At 47.3% G+C, this 19725-nt stretch carries 20 protein-coding genes; 12 read left to right on the forward strand and 8 right to left on the reverse strand.

Going from position 1 to position 19725, the window contains the following annotated elements:
* Positions 1–43: 43 nt before the first annotated feature.
* The 3 genes from AC060N_RS08535 to AC060N_RS08545 all read right to left on the reverse strand — a co-directional run bounded on the left by AC060N_RS08535 (position 44) and on the right by AC060N_RS08545 (position 1408).
* A complete protein-coding gene (locus tag AC060N_RS08535) occupies positions 44–574 on the reverse strand; it encodes a nitroreductase family protein (RefSeq protein ID WP_479526720.1) in 531 nt (176 codons plus the stop codon).
* Positions 575–845: 271 nt separating this feature from the next.
* A complete protein-coding gene (locus AC060N_RS08540; RefSeq protein WP_246187236.1) occupies positions 846–1130 on the reverse strand; it encodes a hypothetical protein in 285 nt (94 codons plus the stop codon).
* Between the two features lie 119 nt (positions 1131–1249).
* The gene (locus tag AC060N_RS08545) at positions 1250–1408 is read right to left on the reverse strand and encodes a hypothetical protein (protein ID WP_479526721.1); all 159 of its coding nucleotides are present in this window, start codon (positions 1406–1408) and stop codon (positions 1250–1252) included.
* Positions 1409–1882: 474 nt separating this feature from the next.
* Here AC060N_RS08545 and cysD point away from each other — a divergent pair, with 474 nt between their 5' ends.
* The 8 genes from cysD to cobA all read left to right on the forward strand — a co-directional run bounded on the left by cysD (position 1883) and on the right by cobA (position 10028).
* Positions 1883–2836: a sulfate adenylyltransferase subunit CysD gene (cysD, locus tag AC060N_RS08550; protein WP_106543532.1), complete on the forward strand. Its 954-nt coding sequence runs from the start codon at positions 1883–1885 to the stop codon at positions 2834–2836.
* 15 nt (positions 2837–2851) lie between these two features.
* Positions 2852–4120 carry a sulfate adenylyltransferase subunit 1 gene (locus AC060N_RS08555; RefSeq protein ID WP_479526722.1) on the forward strand — a complete coding sequence of 423 codons (1269 nt, stop codon included), beginning with the start codon at positions 2852–2854 and terminating at the stop codon, positions 4118–4120.
* A gap of 9 nt (positions 4121–4129) precedes the next feature.
* Positions 4130–4357: a DUF2061 domain-containing protein gene (locus AC060N_RS08560; RefSeq protein ID WP_106543533.1), complete on the forward strand. Its 228-nt coding sequence runs from the start codon at positions 4130–4132 to the stop codon at positions 4355–4357.
* A gap of 12 nt (positions 4358–4369) precedes the next feature.
* Complete coding sequence (locus AC060N_RS08565; protein ID WP_153638859.1) at positions 4370–4837, forward strand: precorrin-2 dehydrogenase/sirohydrochlorin ferrochelatase family protein; 468 nt, start codon at positions 4370–4372, stop codon at positions 4835–4837.
* Between the two features lie 3 nt (positions 4838–4840).
* Positions 4841–6616: an assimilatory sulfite reductase (NADPH) flavoprotein subunit gene (locus tag AC060N_RS08570; RefSeq protein ID WP_153638860.1), complete on the forward strand. Its 1776-nt coding sequence runs from the start codon at positions 4841–4843 to the stop codon at positions 6614–6616.
* 16 nt (positions 6617–6632) lie between these two features.
* Complete coding sequence (locus AC060N_RS08575) at positions 6633–8330, forward strand: NADPH-dependent assimilatory sulfite reductase hemoprotein subunit (RefSeq protein ID WP_479526723.1); 1698 nt, start codon at positions 6633–6635, stop codon at positions 8328–8330.
* A gap of 62 nt (positions 8331–8392) precedes the next feature.
* Entirely contained in the window at positions 8393–9241 is an 849-nt protein-coding gene (locus AC060N_RS08580; RefSeq protein WP_479526724.1) for an SDR family oxidoreductase, read from the forward strand.
* A complete protein-coding gene (gene cobA / locus AC060N_RS08585) occupies positions 9219–10028 on the forward strand; it encodes a uroporphyrinogen-III C-methyltransferase (RefSeq protein WP_479526725.1) in 810 nt (269 codons plus the stop codon). The genes AC060N_RS08580 and cobA overlap by 23 nt, the downstream gene beginning before the upstream one ends.
* Before the next feature lie 9 nt (positions 10029–10037).
* Here the strand turns inward: cobA and AC060N_RS08590 are convergent, their stop codons facing one another.
* Positions 10038–10937: a hypothetical protein gene (locus tag AC060N_RS08590; RefSeq protein WP_479526726.1), complete on the reverse strand. Its 900-nt coding sequence runs from the start codon at positions 10935–10937 to the stop codon at positions 10038–10040.
* A 204-nt stretch (positions 10938–11141) separates the two neighbouring features.
* On the opposite strand from AC060N_RS08590, the gene AC060N_RS08595 reads away from it, so the two are divergent.
* Positions 11142–12476, forward strand: a complete 1335-nt coding sequence (locus AC060N_RS08595) for an outer membrane protein assembly factor BamB family protein (RefSeq protein WP_479526727.1) — start codon at positions 11142–11144, stop codon at positions 12474–12476.
* 301 nt (positions 12477–12777) lie between these two features.
* On the opposite strand, the gene AC060N_RS08600 is transcribed toward AC060N_RS08595, so the two are convergent.
* A complete protein-coding gene (locus AC060N_RS08600; protein WP_479526728.1) occupies positions 12778–14859 on the reverse strand; it encodes an alpha/beta hydrolase family protein in 2082 nt (693 codons plus the stop codon).
* A 127-nt stretch (positions 14860–14986) separates the two neighbouring features.
* Between AC060N_RS08600 and AC060N_RS08605 the strand changes: the two genes are divergently transcribed.
* The 3 genes from AC060N_RS08605 to AC060N_RS08615 all read left to right on the forward strand — a co-directional run bounded on the left by AC060N_RS08605 (position 14987) and on the right by AC060N_RS08615 (position 16814).
* Entirely contained in the window at positions 14987–15235 is a 249-nt protein-coding gene (locus AC060N_RS08605; RefSeq protein WP_479526729.1) for a hypothetical protein, read from the forward strand.
* Between the two features lie 216 nt (positions 15236–15451).
* The gene (locus tag AC060N_RS08610; RefSeq protein WP_479526730.1) at positions 15452–16132 is read left to right on the forward strand and encodes a cysteine hydrolase family protein; all 681 of its coding nucleotides are present in this window, start codon (positions 15452–15454) and stop codon (positions 16130–16132) included.
* Positions 16133–16622: 490 nt separating this feature from the next.
* Positions 16623–16814: a cold-shock protein gene (locus AC060N_RS08615; RefSeq protein WP_025865958.1), complete on the forward strand. Its 192-nt coding sequence runs from the start codon at positions 16623–16625 to the stop codon at positions 16812–16814.
* A 140-nt stretch (positions 16815–16954) separates the two neighbouring features.
* Here AC060N_RS08615 and AC060N_RS08620 read toward each other — a convergent pair whose 3' ends face one another.
* The 3 genes from AC060N_RS08620 to AC060N_RS08630 form a co-directional block, all read right to left on the reverse strand.
* Positions 16955–17548: an NAD(P)H-dependent oxidoreductase gene (locus AC060N_RS08620; RefSeq protein WP_479526731.1), complete on the reverse strand. Its 594-nt coding sequence runs from the start codon at positions 17546–17548 to the stop codon at positions 16955–16957.
* A gap of 56 nt (positions 17549–17604) precedes the next feature.
* Positions 17605–18045 carry a MarR family winged helix-turn-helix transcriptional regulator gene (locus AC060N_RS08625; protein ID WP_479526732.1) on the reverse strand — a complete coding sequence of 147 codons (441 nt, stop codon included), beginning with the start codon at positions 18043–18045 and terminating at the stop codon, positions 17605–17607.
* A 134-nt stretch (positions 18046–18179) separates the two neighbouring features.
* Positions 18180–19082: an SDR family oxidoreductase gene (locus tag AC060N_RS08630; protein WP_479526733.1), complete on the reverse strand. Its 903-nt coding sequence runs from the start codon at positions 19080–19082 to the stop codon at positions 18180–18182.
* Between the last annotated feature and the right edge of the window lie 643 nt (positions 19083–19725).

Consider the following 19725-nt stretch of genomic DNA (forward strand, 5'->3'; position numbering starts at 1 on the left):
ATGCGTTCTTCCGGAAGCTTATATTTTTTCTGGTAGTCTTACTTTACAATCGGATTTCCCGGACAGGTTTCCGTGTGCGACTTTCTTGTTCTGCCGTTTCCTGCGTATAACCGATGGCAGCCACAGCCACCGGATGGTAACCCTCGGGCAATTCAATGTTTCTTTCGATTTTTTCCGGAAAAAATCCTCCCATCTGGTGTACCTGGACACCGGCTTCGACTCCGGCCATTAAAAAGAATCCCATAGCCATACCGGTATCGTGCCAGGCGTGTCGATTAGGTTTCCCGTTGCGCGCATAGTTGTTATTGGCCAGTGTAACGACGAGGACGGGAGCATTGCCGGCCCAGTTTTGGTTGCCCTCCATTAGTGCATTATAAATTTTTTGGAAGTTTTCTTCCTCGTTGTGGGCAACCAGAAATTTCCAGGGCTGCTCGTTATACGAACTGGGAGCCCATCGGGCAACATCCAGCATGTCATTTATCAATTCGTCACTAACAGGTTGATTGTTGAAAGTGGTCGGACTAAAACGTTCGGCGACCATTTTTTTCATCGTTTTTATATCTTGTGTATACATAGCTAATGATTTAAAAATCCTCATTAGCAAAACTAATCATCATATAACCGAAATGCTTGCACAATTTGGGGAATCTGTTGTACAATTTAAAGGAAAGAATAGGCCTCGTTGTTTTTATCTCCTGAGAAATGTAGAGAACATATTCTCTTTGTTTTGGATACTTACTTCCCAAAAAAATCCCGGGTCACTGGTTAGTGAGTCCGGGAAATTTGTAAAGCATGTTTATCAGCATCCATTATTGGAGTCTGAATACTCTCCAATCATACTGTCTCTAATTCCATTTGTGGAACATGGCTGCTCCGAATATTGCCATAAAGAGTAACCAGATAACAATGCCGATAGCTGCCCAAAGCAATGCTGCTTTTGCCCAGTTTGCCTTACTGGGATTGGTGTTGCTGCCAAATGCCCACACAAATAGCAATATAATTCCAACCAGAGGAATTGCTGTCAGGAAGAGGGTGAGAAACCAGTCAGAAATCGTGACAGGCGGTTGTGGGACTTGTTGTGGTGTTTGTTGAGGTTGCTGCGGCTGTTGCTGCGTTTCTTGATTTTCCATGAGAATTTGTTGTTTAGGTTGTCCTACTCGTAAGGCTTTTCGGTTCCGCCCCGTTTTTTCAGTGGTTGCAGTCTCCACATAATATATCTTAAAAGATTTTATGAGTCGTTGAGTTATCGTTAATCCAATGGAATAATGTGGAGGTGAAATGTAACGTTGCCTATGAATTTATTGATAGAAGAGAGTACAGAGGGATAGTGATAATAGGTTTTTGTGTCGGACGAAATGAGGTAAGGAACAAGTCCGGAAGATGAAGATTTCATTTTCAGGTAGCTCATTTAGTTACATTTAAATATCTCGCTAACTAAATTAATTGATAACATACAGAATACCAAATTGCCACAGCTTAAATATCTGTTTCCTATCTGTTACAAAAGAGCATAAAGGTGTTTTATGGTAAAGAAAATATGAAGTCTTTGTTGTTGAGCTATGTTTCAGAAACTTATTGTGGTGTTCTAAATAAAGATGGTTAAGTATTGATTTTTAGTTTGTTTTATTTTGATTTATGTTTTCTAACGATTTTTTTATCAGATAAGAAAAGGTGGTTTCAATTAATGATCTAATTTTGGGAGCATAAACAAACGAGAATAATGAGAAATTTCACTTCAAATATGAATATGTGTATGTGCAGCATGATGATGTGTATGTGCAGAGCTATTCGTATGCGGAAGTGGACCTCAGGATAAAATATAAAGCCTTTACAAGGTTGAGGAAAAGATAAAGCCCTTCTGCATCGCAGAGGGGCTTTTTTTATGTCTATATCCGGATTTTCATCAGATACCAAAAACCAAATCATAATCAATCAAAAGATGAGTTTAAACCATTTACAACAACTGGAGGCCGAAGGAATCTACGTGATTCGGGAAGTGGCCTGGCGTTTTAAAAGGCCGGTATTGCTCTTCTCAGGAGGTAAGGATTCCATCGTGATGTTTCACCTGGCCCGGAAGGCTTTCTGGCCCGAACCGATTCCGTTTCCGCTGCTGCATATCGACACGGGACATAACTTTCCGGAAACGCTGGCTTATCGTGATCGGCTGGTGAAGGAAAGCAACAGCCAATTAATCGTGCGAAGTGTGGAAGATTCTATCGCACAGGGAAAAGCGGTTGAAGAGACCGGCATTCATGCCAGTCGAAACAAGTTGCAGACCGTCACCTTACTGGATGCCCTGGAAGAATTACAGGTGGATGCTGCCCTGGGAGGCGGTCGGCGAGATGAAGAGAAAGCCCGGGCCAAGGAGCGTTTCTTTTCGCACCGTGACGATTTCGGGCAGTGGGATCCCAAGAATCAGCGGCCCGAATTGTGGAGCCTCTATAATTCGCATCATGCGGAAGACGAGCACTTCCGCGTATTTCCCATCAGCAACTGGACAGAGATGGATGTGTGGCAGTATATTTTGCGGGAAGAGATTCCCATTCCATCGCTTTACTTCTCGCACGAGCGACCGGTCATCGAGCGTGATGGAATTTTGCTGGCCGATTCTCCTTATCTCGTGAAGACGGAAGATGAAAGACCGGTTTTAAAAGAGGTTCGTTGCCGCACGATTGGCGATATGACCTGTACCGGGGTAACGGTGTCACCCGCTTCTTCGCTTGACGAAATCATCGCCGAAGTAGCAGCCACCCGTGTCACCGAGAGAGGCGGTCGGGCCGATGACAAACGGTCCGAATCGGCCATGGAGGATCGCAAAATAGCCGGGTATTTCTAATTCAACACATCACACATGACAACATCAGCTATTACACATAACAGTTATCTCGATATGGATCTGCTGCGCTTTACCACTGCGGGCAGCGTGGACGATGGCAAAAGTACCCTGATAGGACGCTTGCTGTACGATTCCAAATCCATCTTCGATGATCAGGTGGCCGACCTTGAAAAAGTGAGCAGTCGCACCGGGGAAGGATTGAACCTGGCCTTGCTAACCGACGGCCTTCGCGCCGAGCGGGAGCAGGGCATTACCATCGACGTGGCCTATCGCTATTTTGCTACACCCAAACGCAAATTCATCATTGCTGACACTCCCGGGCATTTGCAGTATACCCGCAACATGGTAACGGGCGCTTCCACGGCCGACCTTGCTATCATTCTCATCGATGCCCAACAGGGCGTGGTGGAGCAAACCCGCCGTCACACCTTTATTGCCAACTTGCTGGGCATTGAACACATCGTAGTCTGCATCAACAAGATTGATTTGGTGGATTATGACGAAGCCGTCTTTAATCGCATTGTTGCTGACTTCGATATGGTGAAGAAAGAGTTGAATACAGATGTGACTTTCATTCCTGTAAGCGCTTTAAAAGGCGATAACGTGGTCTCGCGGTCCGAAAAACTGCCGTGGTACAAAGGTCCGTCGCTGCTTCAGTTGCTGGAAGGGATTCAGGTTCGTGTGCCCGACGCCGGTGAACTGTTCACTTTCCCGATTCAGGGCCGTGTAGGGCAAAATGGAAACAGTCGCTATACCGGGCGTATCAGCAGCGGAGTATTACGCCCGGGAACAACGGTGCGAGTGCATCCATCCGGTGAAGAAACTACGGTGGAAGCTATTGAGCTATACCAGGAAGTGAAGCAGGAGGCGTTGCCTGGCGAATCGGTTTCGCTGCGGTTAGCCGGAACACAGTTGTTCAATCGGGGTCATCTTCTGGCGGATGCCGAAGCAAAAATTCGTTACACCCGACACGTGTCGGTGGATGCTTGCTGGTTTAGTGAAACGCCTTTGCAGAAGAACCGCGCTTACCTTCTCGCTCACTTAACCGGCGAGACAAGCGCGGTAGTTGCCCAGGTGGAAGATAAGATAGACTTCGGTAACCTGGAACGACTCAAAGGTGAGCAGACCATCGGGGTAAATGATATTGCCACGCTTTCACTGCAACTGGAGGAAGAAATTCCTGCTATTGCCTACCGGGAAAACCGGACATTGGGCAGCATCATTCTGATTGATCCGGATACGCACCAAACAGTGGCTGCCGGAATGATTATCAACCGGAAATAATAGACGACGATGAGAGAGAAAGCCTACCGTAGTCTGTTGAAAAGTGTCTCATGGCGGGCCCTGGGAACGATTGATACCATTTTGATTTCCTGGTTGATTACCCACAAAATCATGTTTGCGCTTTCCATTGGTGGGGTGGAGGTCTTCACCAAAATGTTCCTCTACTTCTTGCACGAGCGGGCGTGGAACCGCGTCGGGATTGGGAAGCACGACGAAAAACCGGAGTACGAAATTTAAAAACGAACAGCGATGAGTCGAAATGAGAAAACCTATCTGCCCATTACCCTCGATATTACCGGGCGAAAAATCCTGGTGATTGGCGGTGGCCCCGATGCTGCGAAGAAACTGAAGATTTTGCTTCGGTTTACCCGCGATGTGGAAGTGTTGGCCGAAACCGTTTGTGACGAAATCCGGGAAACCGGAGTCGTTTGCCACGAAAAGCCTTACACTCCTGCTATACTCGACGATTATGTTCTGGTGTATGTCTGCCTGAATGACCCGGATATGGAACAGAAAATTCGTCGGGATGGCGATGAGCGACGCGTACTGGTCAATGTGCACGACAAACCTGATTTGTGCCGCTTCGTTTCGCCAGCTATTTACCGGAAGGATAACATTAGCGTGTCGGTGGGCTCGGATTCAAAAAATGTATACGAGGCCATCGCTATTCGTGATTTAATCAGAGAATTCCTTGAGAAAAATTACTTCAGAAATTAACGTATGAGCAACCTATTAGGACTTTTGAATGACAAACAGCAGCAACTGGTTGGCGATTTGACCAGTGGTTTGCAACGCGATCAGCTGTTATGGCTGAGCGGTTACCTGGCTGGCCTGGGGGAAGCTTCCGGCGAAAAGCCCGCCGCAGCTGTAACCGGAACGCAGCAGGTTCCGCTGACGATATTATTTGGAACGCATACCGGTCACAGCGAAGTATTGGCCAATCAGTTGGCCGAAAGGGCTCGCGAGCTCGGCATTGATGCGGAGGCGACCGTGATGGAAGATTATGACGTGCAGGAGTTACCCGATGCCGTAAACCTGCTCGTGATTGTGAGTACGGATGGCGAAGGAGAACCTCCGCTGAATGCGCTCGACTTCCTGGAATACCTGCAGGGTGAACGCTGCCGCGAATTGACCGGGCTGAATTATGCCGTGCTCGGATTGGGTGACCGCAGTTACAAGCAGTATTGCCAAACGGGCATCGATTTCGATGTGGCGTTGGAAGGCAAAGGCGCCAACCGATTGTTAGAGTTGGTGAAATGTGATGTGGATTATCACGAAGATGCCCGCAAATGGAGTGATGGCGTGCTCGAAATCCTGCAACAACAAAAGGGTATAGTATCCGATGCGTCCGTAACCGTTTCGGATCATGTGACTCCTTCAGTTGTTTATGATCGACAGCACCCTTTTCAGGCGAAAGTGCTTGAAAAGGTTAAGCTGAGCGGAAGAGGTTCCGGCAAAGAGGTGTATCACCTGGAATTGTTGCTTCGTGATTCGGGACTGACTTACGAGCCCGGCGATACGGTGGGGATTTTCTGCGACAATCCGCCCGAACTGGTGGAGAAGGTGTTGGAGATTACCGACTTCGACCGCAATGAGCAGGTGACGATTAAGAACGGGACGCATTCGCTGGAAACCGCTTTACGCCATCACCTGGAATTATCGGTGTTGAACCGCTCAGTATTGGAAAGCTACCGCGAATTGACCGGCAATGAGATTCTGGGTGATTTGCTGAATGACGAGCAGGCGCTGGATACCTATCTCTATGGACATGATGTGGTCGATTTGCTGACTGATTTTTCTGCGGAATTGGAAATTGCAGGACTGGTGTCCGTACTGACATCGCTACAACCCCGGATGTATTCCATCTCATCGAGTCAGGCAGCTCATCCGGAGGAACTGCACCTCACCGTTGCGGCCGTGCGCTACGACAATCATGACCGTCGCCGCCACGGTGCTTGTTCGACCTTCCTGTCCGACCGGGTAGAAGCGGGTTCAGAGATTCCGATTTTCATCGAGAAGAATCGGAACTTCAAATTACCCGAACAAAATGAAGCGCCACTTATCATGGTGGGAGCCGGAACTGGAATTGCTCCGTACCGGAGCTTTGTGCAACACCGTCAAAAACTAAAGGCGAAAGGTGATTCGTGGTTGTTCTTTGGCGATCGGCAATTCTTCACCGACTTTCTGTACCAGGCCGAGTGGCAGAAATTCCTGAAAAAGGGATCGCTGGGACAGCTTACGGTAGCCTTCTCACGTGACCAGGAAGAGAAGTTGTATGTGCAGCACCGGATGCGTGAACACGGCCGTCAGTTATACGAATGGTTGCAACGGGGCGCTTATTTCTACGTGTGTGGCGATAAAATCCACATGGCCAAAGATGTTCATCAGACGCTTCAGGAGATTGTGGCTACCGAAGGGGGTATGACGCCCGAAAAAGCGGAAGAGTACCTGAAAGATTTGAAGAAGCAGCGCCGTTACCAGCAGGATGTATATTAACCTCAAAACAAAAACAATGAGCGAGCAAATTAACTGGGATGTTTTATCCGAACTGGAAAAATTAAAATACGATAGTAACTATCTGCGGGGCACGTTGACGGAGAGTTTAGCCGATCCGATTACCGGTGCGATTGCTCCGGCTGATCAACAGATATCGAAGTTTCATGGCATTTATCAGCAGCAGGACCGCGACCTGGAGCTGGAACGTAAAAAGCAGAAGCTGGAACCGGCTTGGTCGTTCCTTATCCGGGTACGGTTGCCGGGAGGAATCTCGACCAGCGAGCAGTGGCTGACCATGGACAGCCTGAGTGATACCCATGCCAACAGTACCCTGAAGTTGACGACGCGGCAGGCTTTTCAGCTGCACGGCGTATTCAAGCGAAAGCTGAAGTCTACCATTCAGGGCATCAATCGTTCGTTACTGGACACGATTGCTGCCTGCGGCGATGTGAACCGGAATGTGATGGCGAGCCCCAATCCATACACTTCGAAGGTGCATGACGAAGTGCAGGACATTGCCCGTCAGTTAAGTGCCCATCTGTTACCACAAACGCCGGCTTACCACGAAATTTGGCTGGACAAAAAGTTAGTGGCCGGCGGACAGCAAGAGATTGAGCCGTTATACGGCAAGCGGTACCTCCCTCGCAAATTCAAGATTGGTATCGCCATACCGCCGAACAACGATACCGATATTTTTTCGCAGGATGTGGGGTTGATTGCCATCGAAGAAGACGGAAAGCTGGCTGGTTTCAATGTCGCTGTAGGTGGTGGTATGGGCTCCACTTTTGGACGGAACGACACGTACCCGCGGGTAGGAAATGTGCTTGGCTTTGCCACCCCCGATCAAGTGTTGGACGTGGTGGAGAAAGTGGTGCTGATTCAGCGCGATAACGGGAACCGGGAAGATCGGAAACGGGCGCGTTTGAAATACACCATCGATTCGCACGGTCTGGACTGGTTCGTGAAGGAGTTGCACGAGCGACTCGGCTATCAGTTGGAAGCCGAACGCCCTTATACCTTTACCCGCAACGGTGACGATTATGGATGGCACGAGAACGATGGCCGCTGGCACTATACGCTCTTTATCGAAGGCGGGCGGGTGAAAAATACCGGCATGTACCAATTGAAAACGGCCTTACGGGAAGTAGCGAAACTGGGGTTGTGCGACTTCCGGCTGACCGGAAACCAGAACTTAGTGTTGGGCGACATTGCTCCAAAGGATAAGAAAAAAATTGCCGATACATTGCAGCATTGGGGCGTCATTCAGGAGGAATTATCCGGATTGAGACGCAATTCCATTGCTTGTGTTGCACTGAATACTTGCCCCATGGCTTTCGCCGAAGCAGAACGTTACCTGCCTTCGCTGATTACGAAGATTGAAAAGCTGCTCGACGAAGTAGGGCTTTATCAGGATGAGATTGTTATACGGATGACGGGATGCCCGAACGGTTGCGGCCGTCCTTCGCTGGCGGAGATTGGCCTGATTGGTAAGTCGCTGGGCCATTACAACCTCTACCTGGGCGGTGGCTTTTCCGGCGAACGCCTGAACAACCTCTATCGTGAAACCCTTACGGAGGAAGAGATATTGGAAACTTTGCGTCCGCTGTTGAAACAGTACGCGGACGAGCGGAACGAAGGCGAACGCTTTGGCGACTTTGTTATTCGGGCCGGAATTGTGAAAGAGATTAAGGAAGGAGCAGAATTCAGACACTGATTTGGAATGCCGGTCGGAGGCCGTAGGAAAGCACCGGCCGGCGCTCCTTTCATTTTAAAAATATGAGAGAGATAACACACATTAGTATTCTGGGCTGTGGCTGGCTGGGAACCTTTCTGGCAAAAGCGTGGCTGAAAAAAGGTGCCATTGTGAACGGTTCGGTTCGGGATAAAGCGGTTTTTCCGTTACTGGCAGCACAGGGCATTCGTCCCTTCCGGGTGAATGTGGAGGAAAATGGTATTTCAACTAACGCCGAAACGTTTTGGAATTGCGAGGTGTTGGTGATTAGCATTCCGCCTGCCCGCAATGAGCGGGTAACGGAAGTTTATCCCCGTCTGGCGGAACAGATGATTGGCGAAGTAAAGCGCCAAAGAATTCCCCGGGTCGTTTTTATCTCCTCCACTTCGGTGTACCCGGAAACAGGCGGTGAAGTGAATGAAGAAACTTCCGGTCGGCCGGAAAAACCGTCAGGAATGGCGCTGTGGCAGGCGGAGCAGCTTTTTCTTCAGGAAGAAGCGTTTCAAACCGTTGTGGTGAGGCCTGGCGGACTGATCGGTCCGGGGCGTTTACCCGGAAATTTCATCCGGAAAGCCAATCCTTCCCGTCCCGGGAATGTACGGGTTAACCTGGTGCACAACGATGATGTGGTAGGAGCCATCCTGCATCTCACGGAAGTGGAAAAAGAAAGCGCCATTTATAACATTGTTTCGCCGGAACATCCTTTACGGAGCGAGCTGTACAGCCGGGCAGCGGAACTGCAGGGCATCGGTTTGCCCGATTTCCCGGTAGGAAAGAATGTGAAGTTTAAAACAGTCAATAGTCAGAAATTAATCGATACCGGTTTTCGGTTTACCTACCGGAATCCGTTAGCAGCGTTGGAGGATTTGTATGAACAGAAGGAGAACGATTGAACGGATACCGGTCTCGTTGGTCGGAGCGGGTCCCGGCGACCCGGAGTTGTTGACAGTAAAGGCCTTGAAGCGAGTACAGCGGGCTGACGTGTTGCTATACGATGCGCTGATAGACGAACGCATTCTGGAGGAAACCGGGTCAGATTGCTTGAAGATATATGCCGGCAAAAAGTGCAGTGATGGACAGAACCCACAGGAACGACAGGATGAAATTCACCGGCAGATGGCCTTCCATTTTCGGGAAGGCAGACAGGTAGTTCGTTTGAAGGCGGGCGACCCGATGATTTTCGGAAGGGGCATGGAAGAGGTTCGTTTCCTGGAAAGTGAAAACATACCATGGGAGGTGGTGCCAGGTATCAGTGCCGGAATTGCGGCTTCGTCGGCCTTTGCGTTGCCCCTGACAGAGCGGAATAAAAGCCGGATGGTGCTGTTTACCAGTGGTTATACTTCGTCGGGCGAAACGCCGGGATGCGATCCGTTGGTGTCGGTGATTAAAGAAGGCGGAACGGTTGTGGTGTACATGGGCCTGACCAAGTTGCACTGTTTGCTGGGGGTGATGGAGAAAGCTGGCATTGGAAACATTCCGCTGATGATTGCGGATCGCGTCAGTCAGGAAGGGGAGCAACTTTTGGCAGCAACCACCGATACTGTGTTGACACGCCTGGAAAGCGTGCGAATTCAGGGACCTTCGCTGGTGATGGTTGGAAAATACCTGGAAACATTGGACCCAAATGCTTTGCTGGAATCACTTCAACAACAGCTACCGGATGCATCGCTGTTGGCGTAGCCTGTGGACTCATTTCTTTTCTTCCGCAAGAAGATCGGAGAACAGATCTTTCTCGGGTTCCAGAATGTGAACGTGTTGTTCCAGATCGATATCCATTTCGCGGATGGAGAAAGCGAGAATGGCGGCCAGGATGCTTTTATTTCGATCGGGACCGAAGTCTGCTTCCACGTGTCTTAATAGCGGTCCCAGTTCGTCGGGCATGTTATGCGCACGGGCGATTTCCCGGACACGGATGTAACGAATGTGGTAATTGGTGATTTCGTGGTAACGCAATAGTTCCCTGAGGGTGAAGATTTCGTCATCCCAAACGGCGACCAGGTTATTGTTCAGGCTAGTGCTCATCTCGTCATGCCATTTCCAGATATCTTCAAACTCAGAGGCATATATCTTTTGTGGATCGAAATAGTATTCGTCCATGATTTCAAGGTACTTCCGTTTGTGGTTGTAAGGATAAGGAGGAATGAAATCGAAGTCATCAATGTCGGCTATTTTATCATCTTTCAGGTAACAAAGGTCGATTCGGAAAGCGCTGAGCTTATCCGGAGAACATTGCAGAAAGCGGATACCGATGATGTCGAATTCGCAGTGGAAATATTCCTCGAACGTATAAGGATTATGGAAGACATGTCGCCGGATCTTATCATTCATTGCCTTTTCATACTCTGGTTTTAAAACAATGTTTTGTCGGCGCAATTCTTTTCGTACTGCTTTTAGCGTGATATACGGCGTCACTTCGATGTACTTGTAAAAACGGTAGGGATTGGTTTTCTCCGGATGGGGAAGCGTGACTGTAACCGAAGTGGATGACGGCCAGGAACCGTAGCCGGAGCGATAAGTGGGAGTGAAGAGCCAGGAAAAGAATTTCACAAAGAGAATCACAAAAGTGATGATGAGCAGAATATCAAGCATGGTTCGCGGTTTTGAGAATCGGTTACGAACCGGGTTAGTATTTGGGTTAACTATCTTAATTTAACGCTTTTATTTCGGATAGTCAATGTTAAATCTGGACCGTGCTATCATTGGCGTATTAAGTTATGAAAAATAGGATGAATGATTCAGGGTGTTTGTGTAGTTACCTGTCTTCTGTTTTTAACATCATCCAAATTCGAACCTATGCGTCTAATCAACTCAATTTTTATCATTAGTGTTTTAATACTTTCCTTTACTTCTTGTCAAACTCATCCTCGTTCGGCCGTCATGTTTCGCGGCGACGCACAGCATTCCGGATATTTTGCTTCACCGGATATTGATACGCTCCATGGCGTAAAATGGAAATTCAAAACCAACGGCTATGTGTTCAGCTCACCAGCTGTATTTGGACAAGATGTCTACTTTGGCAGCAACGACAGCACCTTTTATGCGGTCGATAAATCTTCCGGAAGGGAAAAATGGAGTTACAAAACCGGTGGATATGTTGCCTCTTCGCCTGCAGTGACGGAAGAGTCGGTCTATTTTATCAGCTCCGATGGTTATCTATACGCCTTGGAGCGGTCATCCGGAAAGTTGCAGTGGTGTTTCAACGAAGGACCGGAAAAGCATTTCTCTGCGCCGGGTGTTCAGGGACTGCAACCGAAGGATGAAATAATTGCCGATCCGTGGGACATGTATCTTTCGTCGCCGGTGTGGCACGAAAATGTGTTGTACTTCGGAAGCGGTAACGGGAACTTCTACGCGGTGGATGCGAACACGGGAATGGAAAAATGGCACATCGCGACGGGGGAGGCGATTCACAATGCGCCAACCATCTACAACGACATGGTCATTTTTGGCGGGTGGGACCGGTTCCTGCATGCGGCTAACCTGGAAACAGGCCGCGAGATTTGGAAATTTGAGACGGGAAAAGACACCGTAAATTATAATCAGACGGGTATTCAATCTTCACCGGTGGTTTGGAACGACCGGATTTACTTTGGGTGCCGCGATGCGCACGTGTACGCGCTCGATGGTATGACCGGAAAACTTCTCTGGAAACGGTTTAACCGGTATTCGTGGGTCATCAACACGCCGCTGGTGCGCGATAGCACCGTTTATTACGGCACATCCGATACACATCGTTTCATTGCGTTGAATGCGATCAACGGTGATTCCATCTACAGCAAAGATATCCCGGCCGGATACATCTTTTCATCTCCGGTGACAACTGGTAAACTGATTTACTTCGGTGGTTTTAACGGTACAGTGCATGCTGTGAAAGCTAAAAACGGAGAAAAAGTATGGGAATATCGTATGGATGCTTCGGTTGCCGATCGCGATAGCGTATTGACGGCCGATGGTGAAATCAGTAACGATTTTTACCGGAAGGTTTTCAAGGATGGCTACAATGCACAAACACACGCGGCAGCCATGAAAGGCCTCTATTCTATCGGTTCGGTGCTGAGTACGCCTACGGTATCAGATGGTGTGCTGTATGTCGGGAGTGCCGACGGATATCTGTATGCGTTACACTAAAAATAAAGCTCGTCTGTCTTTATGCCGGGGGAGAAAGGCATCGAAGTAGTCGTTCATTGTATATTTCGGAAGCTTTATTAAACCATCGCCTCCGGAGACAATCAAACGACACAGGTTGATGCGATAGCATTTTCTGGTTGAACAGAACATTTCTTTTTTTTCATAGATTTTGTACACCAAAGTAAAAAGCTGCCCGGACATTCCTGAAAAAGGAAATTGGCCGGTGCAGCTTTTTCGTCTATGGTGCTATCTTATGGTCTAAAGAACGACTTCCGGCCGAAGCCGGAAATCAGTTTCTTCATCACTTGTCGTTAACGAAGCTCTGGTTGAGCGACATTTTGTGCACGTCGTACGGTGCAGCAGGACCTCCCAGGTATTTGTGGAACCAGTCGAGGTGCGCGTCGTAGTACAGCGGCATCGATTTCACGCGGTTGGGCCAGTGACCGTCGTTTTTGAAGATGATCAGACGCGATGGAATGCCCAGTGTCTGCAGTGTACTGAAATATTGAATGCTCTGAGTGTACGGTACACGGAAATCCTTCTGGCCGGTGATGATGAGCGTCGGTGTCGCGAAGTTCTTCACGTATTCCGAAGGCGAGAATTTCTTGTACAGGTCAGAATTCCATGGTTGTCCTTTCAGGTCGAAGTTCGGGAACCAAAGTTCTTCGGTTGCTCCCCACATCGAACGCAGGTCGTAGAGTCCCATCATCGAAGCCAGACACTTGAAACGTTTGGTTTTGGCCTGGAACCAGTTCATCATGTAACCTCCGTACGACCATCCCATGGCGCCCATGCGGGTTGAATCGACATACGACAGTTTAGCCAGTGCATCGGTTACCTTCATCAGGTCCTCGAATGGTTTGCCGCCCCAGTCACCCGAAATTTCGCGGGTGTAAGCCTGTCCGCGTCCGGTTGAACCGTGCGGGTTGGCAAATGCCACTACGTAACCGGCTCCGGGATATACCTGCCAGTCGCCGCGGAACGAATCCATCCATTGTCCCTGCGGTCCTCCGTGAACGTTCAGGATGAGCGGATATTTTTTCGACGGGTCGAAGTTGTGTGGTTTCACAATGAATACCTGTACCTGCTTGTTGTCGGCACCGGTTACCCACATTTTTTCCGCCGGACGGAAATCTACTTTCGACAACAGCTCTTTGTTGAAGTTGGTCAGCTGTTCTTCGGTTCCGCCTTTGGTTTTCATGCGGAAGAGTTCAGCCGGTTTGTCAATGGTGGTAGCCAGGTAGTAAAGATATCCGTTGCTGGCGACATCGAAACCGTAAATGGAGCGCTGTCCCGAAACAGGGGTGATAACGTCCGAAGCCAGATCGACCATGTAAACCGGTTCTCCTCCTTCTTGCTCTGCTGAGAAGAAGATTGACTTGGAGTTGGGAGCCCATTTAAAGTCATCCACCCAGTTGTCAAAGTCCTTGGTGATGATCTTCGTTTCGCCGGTTGCCCGGTTATAGAGCGCGATGTTGAATTTCGCCGATTCGTATCCCGGAATACTCTGGGTACGGTAAGCAATGTATTTGCCATCGGGCGAATAAATGGGCCATCCGTCCCATGCTTTGTTCGTTTTGGTAATGTTTTTGGCTTCTCCTCCCGTTACCGGAACAACAAACAGGTCGCTGTTGGTCGATGCCTCGGGATGCTCAACGTGTTTCGATGCATAGCAAATCTCTTTACTGTCGGGCGAGAAGTTGTAACCTACGCCGCCGCCCAGCATAAACACGGGCGATACAAATTTACCCGGGGTAACATCGGTGTATTTTCCGGTCTCGGTGTTAAATACAATGATGTGGGAATATTTACCCTTGGCGTATTGTGTCCAGTGACGAAACAACAGGTGATCGGCCACATAGGCCTGGATGGGACCGTTGTGCGACAACGAGTCGTTGCGGGCGTTGCACTCACTGTTGGCGCCGCAATCGGGATAAACTTCTGCCGAAAAGGCAATCAGTTTGTTGTTAGGCGACAATACCGGGGCGTCTACACCCATCGAGAAATCGGTTACCTGTTTTGATTTCCCGGTTGCAAAGGAATAGTGAACCATTTGCGGAGTTCCCGATGCAGTCGACACATAATAGAGGTTTTTGCTGTCGCTGGTCCAGATGGGATCGTAATTTCCCTTGTGATCGTTAGTTACCGGGGTGACGTCGCTGTCGTCGGCGTTCATCACATAGATGTCGGTCATCGATTTACCTTTCGGCATATCGTAGTCGGTTACCGTGAAGGCAACGCGCATGCCGTCGGGCGAAACTACGGGAGTACCCACGTGACGTACTTTGTACAAATCGGCGATGGTAAACGCGCTTTTCTGCGGAAACGCTGCCTCCGCAGTAAAGAGGAAGACCATCACAAAGAGATAAAGAATTCGTTTCATACTTCTTTTCGAATTTTAAATCATTGATGAATGAATAAATATCTTGTCATCCAGGTTTCGGGTTATAAGCAACAATGCAAACAAACCGACACCCTAATTGTTTGCCACTGGCACATAAACTCCTGAAATGGAGTTATTATTCATTGGTTTTAGGCAGGATTTTCAGTCTGGTTTTGACCTTGTGGGAAAGGATTTCACCACAATTGACCGGTTTTGGACGAGAAAATTACAAAGAAAAGGAGGAGAGGGGCATGAATTTTCTCATGATATGTCATTTTTAAGCAACTTTAAAGAATGTACCCCCTTCCGGGCTGGGATTATAATGTCTGAGCCGGGATTACACAGATTTATGGATTTAGCAGAGGTTGCTGTGTGATTGCGGTGGTGTGGTTTGGAACGCTGTAGAGACTGGATTAACCGGACACTAGTGTACATGCTGCGTCTCTGGCGACGTATTGTTCATTGGCATTTTTTAATGTCCGTTGATTTCTGTTTTTCCCAACTTAAGTGGGTATATTTAAACATAGTAAAGTACTATTCTTGCAATGGTATCAGAGCGTATGCGGTGGATTGACACGTAAATGTACAGACCATGAAACAGCGATCAGTAAGACGAATTATTTTTCGAACAGTTGGTGTCATCGTGTTCTTTATTTTGGTTTTGATCGGGAACCTGCTGCTTTTCGAAAAGAGAGCTTCGGTTGTTTCGGAAGGAGAGCCTATTACCGCTTCCGATGTAGTATGCCCGGCACTGCTTGTCATCGGTGTTCAGGAAGCAACCACCGGTAAGTCTTCGTTAAACAAATACTATATTGCCGAATCAGAAAATTTAATTCGTGCGATAAACGGATTAACCGAAAGCTTTCATCTCCATAACCTCCCTGTTATTTACATTCGAAGTGAAATCAGGAATCCGCTTATTAATTTACTGAATAGCTCGTATGCAGCCGGTAGCCTGGGCTCAAGGTTTGATAAGCGTTTGAATCTCGTTTCCGATATGGAAGTGGTCAAGAGCCGGAATGATGCTTTTTTTAAAACATCACTTGATGAAGTGCTTCGTCAACATCAGGTTAACAAGTTGTATATTGTCGGGCTGGATGCTGCACACTGCGTCAATACAACGGTGGCAGCGGCGCAAAACAGAAACTACGATGTGACGCTCATCAAGGAAGCTATCCTGTCGAAATCAGCTCAGATGAAAGATAGCATGATGACTGTGTTTCAGGCTCATGGTTCTAAGATCGTAACTATGGATAGTTTGAACTTCGATTAACCGTTGTAATCGGATTGAAGTTTATGCAGTGAAGAGAGTTCACGCCAGTGTTATCAGTTGCTTCTGTTCCTGTTCAAAAAAACGAATGATTTGGTTATGCTTCCGACCAGCCGCTCAGGTAGGCCTTGAATTTTGTATGCGATTCTCCTATTGGTCCGGAGATTTCCTCTCGCGCGTATATGTATCATTCAATAGCCAGTTTTTTGTCGATTTGTGTCAATAATTCCGGTGCGGCCGAATATTTTTGCTGCTTTTTGTCGTAGATCGTCAGTACGCCGGTCCTTTCTAGCTGTTTTATTGATTTTCAGGAGAATAGTTAATGTGCAATCCCACAATTGATTAAGAAATACAGCGAAAATTTTTCCGTGATTTTAAATGGTTGATAATCAGCTTTTAAATGTTTTTTTTCAAAATTATTTTTGAGAAAATAAAAGATGGTGTTTGGATTTCGGATACAATGCGTATATTGCGGCGTATTAAATAAATAACAATGAATAAAGGAACAGTAAAATTTTTTAATGACACCAAAGGTTTTGGTTTCATTAAAGACGAAGAATCAAACAATGAGTATTTTGTGCATGTAACCGGATTGGTTGATGAAATCCAGGAAAATGACGAAGTAACCTTCGATTTGCAAGAAGGAAGAAAAGGATTGAATGCGGTAAATGTTAAACTTGCGTAAGTAAGTTTAAACGACATATTCATTACGATTTTGAGCCTCACGGTTAGTGAGGCTTTTTTTATGCCCAAACGTTTGGTATCGGTCCTGCCGGGAATTAGAACCTTTAACGTTCGTTGTTACAGGTCCTAGTTGCCATATTTTCATTCTACCACTTGAGGTACCGCTTCCCGGATAGCTGACAGCAATCGTACGGCTTGTTGCGTGGCATGCTCTTCAACTTCGTCCTGGGTGTTGTATACGCCCGGAATAAAAATCATTCCGTGCCCGATAACCGGAGTGCGGAAATCCATTTGGGCCAGGTAAGCCGTTTGTTCGAGGGGGCGCAACAAATCGTCCATCCGGAAGTGGTTGTATCCGGTGGGGTGATAGGCTTCCTGTGGTCCGCCCACTGTGGTAGAAACGATAAAGGCTTTTCCTTTCAGTTTGTCTCCTTCACGTCCGTAAGCAAAGTTGTAGGCGAATACGCTGTCGATCCATTGCTTGAGGATTGCGGGAACACTGTACCAATAAAAGGGAAACTGAAGGACGATTACATCACTTTCGAGCAGCATCTGTTGTTCAGCTTCCACATCGATTTGGTAATCGGGATAAAGCTCTCCCAGCTTCCGTATCTCCACATTTTCCAGTTCTTTTTCTACTTTTTCAATGATGGTTTTATTAGCCAATGATGATTCGGGCGTTGGATGGCCCATGATGATGGTTGTCTTTGCTGTTGTTTGATTCATCTTACTCATTTGTTGCTTTTTCGTATTTATATATTTGTACATACAAGTATTGAAGCAAAAAAATATTACTCACAAAGTTTTTGATTGGCATTGTGAATATCAGCCGTGAGTTTGACCGCTAAATCTTCGCCCAGTACATCACAATATTTGTCGTAGAGTCTTTTCAGTGCCTGGTCGATAACCGGGCGAGACTTTTTACCCGGCTCAGTCGGGTAAACATATACTGTTCTGCCTTCCTGATTGGTGTAAACCAGCTCCCGCTGCTTGAGCTTCTCAACAAAACGTGTCATCGTCGATGGTTTCAAGTTCATCCGATGGCTCAACTCATTTTGCGATAAGCCCGGTTGGTCAGTTACCAGAATCATCAGATAACTGTATGATGGAGCCAGTCCGGTAGGGGCAAAAGCTTCCTCTGCCATCTCGTTGATGTGTCGGGATAGCGAGTTTGCCGTGAAATAAAGGCAGCACTCCAACGGTCCGTTACATTGTTGTTCGTTCTTTTCCATTTGACGAGACAAATATAGATGAAAAGTTTGTATGTACAAATATTGAGTGAAATAGAAACGAATAGACGATAGGAATACCAGTACCAAAAGCAATATTCTGATTTACTCCGGGGCCTTCATTTTACTTTCATTGTTCATTTTTCATTCCTCATTCTTCCTGCTTCTTCGACATAGAAGTCCCCAAGGTGATGTTCTCCGTAGTTCGGAGCCAACTGGTCATCGGCCATGAGCGTGAGGAAGAACTCGATGGGGCCGTAGGTTTTGGATGAGGTGAATGTCCTCACTAGTCCAATGGTCATCCGGCGAACCCAGTCGGGGAGGTGTGTAATTTTGATTGGTTTATTCCATGCTTTCAAAGCGAGTGTCGCCAGTTCGTTTTGCGATAAGTTGTCGGGACCGCCAACGGCAATTTCCTGTTCAGCGGAAGTAATGGCATCGACACATACTTTGGCCAAATCTTCACCATGAATGGGATTCATTTGGTAACGACCGTTGCCAAAGAGGTAAACCCTTCCGCCTTTTGCCATATCAAGAAAGTCGCGCATGTCGGAAAAGAAGCCGTTGGGGCGCATCACAGTGTAATCGAGTTCTGATGATTTTAATGCGTCCACGAAAGCTTCCTTGGTCTGGAAGATTTTCAGTTGGCGGTATTTGTCTCCGTTGATGGCTGAGACGTAGATGAACTTTTGTACGCCGGCTTTCTTTGCTTCGTTGAGCAAATTCAGGTTGGCCTGGTAGTCGACGTCCATGTATGTGAGACCGTCTTTTTGCCGGGTGATGCCGATGGAGGATATGACGGTTGTAATCCCATCACATAACCCTTCGAGGGTTTTAGGTTGGGTCACTTCTGCCCGGATAATTTCCCGGTTTTCTCCTTCGAGCGATCCGAGCTTCTCAGGCCGTCGGGCAATTATTTTTGCCGGTATGTTTCGCCGGACCAATTCTTCTGCGATGTAATGTCCAAGGTACCCGGTTGCACCTGCCAACAGTACTTTCTCGGTTGTTTGTGTGGTGTCCATTTTGCTATTTGTTGTCATTTGTCAAGTCGTTTTGTTTCTCCGTTTCCGCTCTTCAATTTACTCTGTTTTGGAGCATATTTCCTGCGAATGTCATATTAATTGTGAAATATTTGGTATTCGATTAAAGCTCCCGGTTATTCGAGTTCTGTGCAATCGCTACTATCTTACCTGGTTCTTTTTTTAAAGATTGACTTTTGCATGATTCCATCCTGGCTTCTTCCGAAATGCGACTATTCGGTTCATTATGAGTAATTCGGATATTAAAATCTTTTATTCTTTATTCTGCTTTGTGATTTGAGTAAGTTATTTTCCTTTGTGTTTGCTCCCAGTTTATTGTGTGAAAATGTTAGCGAATAAATTAACATATGTATGTAAATGATGTATTCGCATTGTGTTTTGATTGTTGTTTATCAACTATTTGGGGGCGTTTTGTTGCTATCTCTTTCAGCTGAGGGTGATAAAGGTTCGTGCAGTGCAAATTTTCTGTTTACAATAGTGGAGATGATGAAACCCGATGTAGTGGCAAGGGATTTTTGTAATCCCGCACTCGTCACTTGAGTTCGTTTTGTCGGTTTCAGGTAATGATGAAGTGGCTCACTTTGGATCCAAGTTGTGAGGAAAGAATGTGTATACAGAATCAGAAGCTTTTGCATGACGATTA

Source organism: Prolixibacter sp. DSM 2831, from assembly GCF_056493735.1.

Coding starts and splice junctions, on each gene's coding strand:
- AC060N_RS08575 (WP_479526723.1), top strand. CDS start 6,633: ATGAGCGAGCAAATTAACTGGGATGTTTTATCCGAACTGGAAAAATTA.
- AC060N_RS08630 (WP_479526733.1), bottom strand. CDS start 19,082: ATGACAACAAATAGCAAAATGGACACCACACAAACAACCGAGAAAGTA.
- AC060N_RS08555 (WP_479526722.1), top strand. CDS start 2,852: ATGACAACATCAGCTATTACACATAACAGTTATCTCGATATGGATCTG.
- AC060N_RS08595 (WP_479526727.1), top strand. CDS start 11,142: ATGCGTCTAATCAACTCAATTTTTATCATTAGTGTTTTAATACTTTCC.
- AC060N_RS08535 (WP_479526720.1), bottom strand. CDS start 574: ATGTATACACAAGATATAAAAACGATGAAAAAAATGGTCGCCGAACGT.
- AC060N_RS08565 (WP_153638859.1), top strand. CDS start 4,370: ATGAGTCGAAATGAGAAAACCTATCTGCCCATTACCCTCGATATTACC.
- AC060N_RS08615 (WP_025865958.1), top strand. CDS start 16,623: ATGAATAAAGGAACAGTAAAATTTTTTAATGACACCAAAGGTTTTGGT.
- AC060N_RS08540 (WP_246187236.1), bottom strand. CDS start 1,130: ATGGAAAATCAAGAAACGCAGCAACAGCCGCAGCAACCTCAACAAACA.
- AC060N_RS08600 (WP_479526728.1), bottom strand. CDS start 14,859: ATGAAACGAATTCTTTATCTCTTTGTGATGGTCTTCCTCTTTACTGCG.
- AC060N_RS08570 (WP_153638860.1), top strand. CDS start 4,841: ATGAGCAACCTATTAGGACTTTTGAATGACAAACAGCAGCAACTGGTT.
- AC060N_RS08545 (WP_479526721.1), bottom strand. CDS start 1,408: ATGAGCTACCTGAAAATGAAATCTTCATCTTCCGGACTTGTTCCTTAC.
- AC060N_RS08580 (WP_479526724.1), top strand. CDS start 8,393: ATGAGAGAGATAACACACATTAGTATTCTGGGCTGTGGCTGGCTGGGA.
- AC060N_RS08560 (WP_106543533.1), top strand. CDS start 4,130: ATGAGAGAGAAAGCCTACCGTAGTCTGTTGAAAAGTGTCTCATGGCGG.
- AC060N_RS08625 (WP_479526732.1), bottom strand. CDS start 18,045: ATGGAAAAGAACGAACAACAATGTAACGGACCGTTGGAGTGCTGCCTT.
- AC060N_RS08590 (WP_479526726.1), bottom strand. CDS start 10,937: ATGCTTGATATTCTGCTCATCATCACTTTTGTGATTCTCTTTGTGAAA.
- AC060N_RS08605 (WP_479526729.1), top strand. CDS start 14,987: ATGGAGTTATTATTCATTGGTTTTAGGCAGGATTTTCAGTCTGGTTTT.
- cysD (WP_106543532.1), top strand. CDS start 1,883: ATGTCTATATCCGGATTTTCATCAGATACCAAAAACCAAATCATAATC.
- AC060N_RS08610 (WP_479526730.1), top strand. CDS start 15,452: ATGAAACAGCGATCAGTAAGACGAATTATTTTTCGAACAGTTGGTGTC.
- cobA (WP_479526725.1), top strand. CDS start 9,219: ATGAACAGAAGGAGAACGATTGAACGGATACCGGTCTCGTTGGTCGGA.
- AC060N_RS08620 (WP_479526731.1), bottom strand. CDS start 17,548: ATGAGTAAGATGAATCAAACAACAGCAAAGACAACCATCATCATGGGC.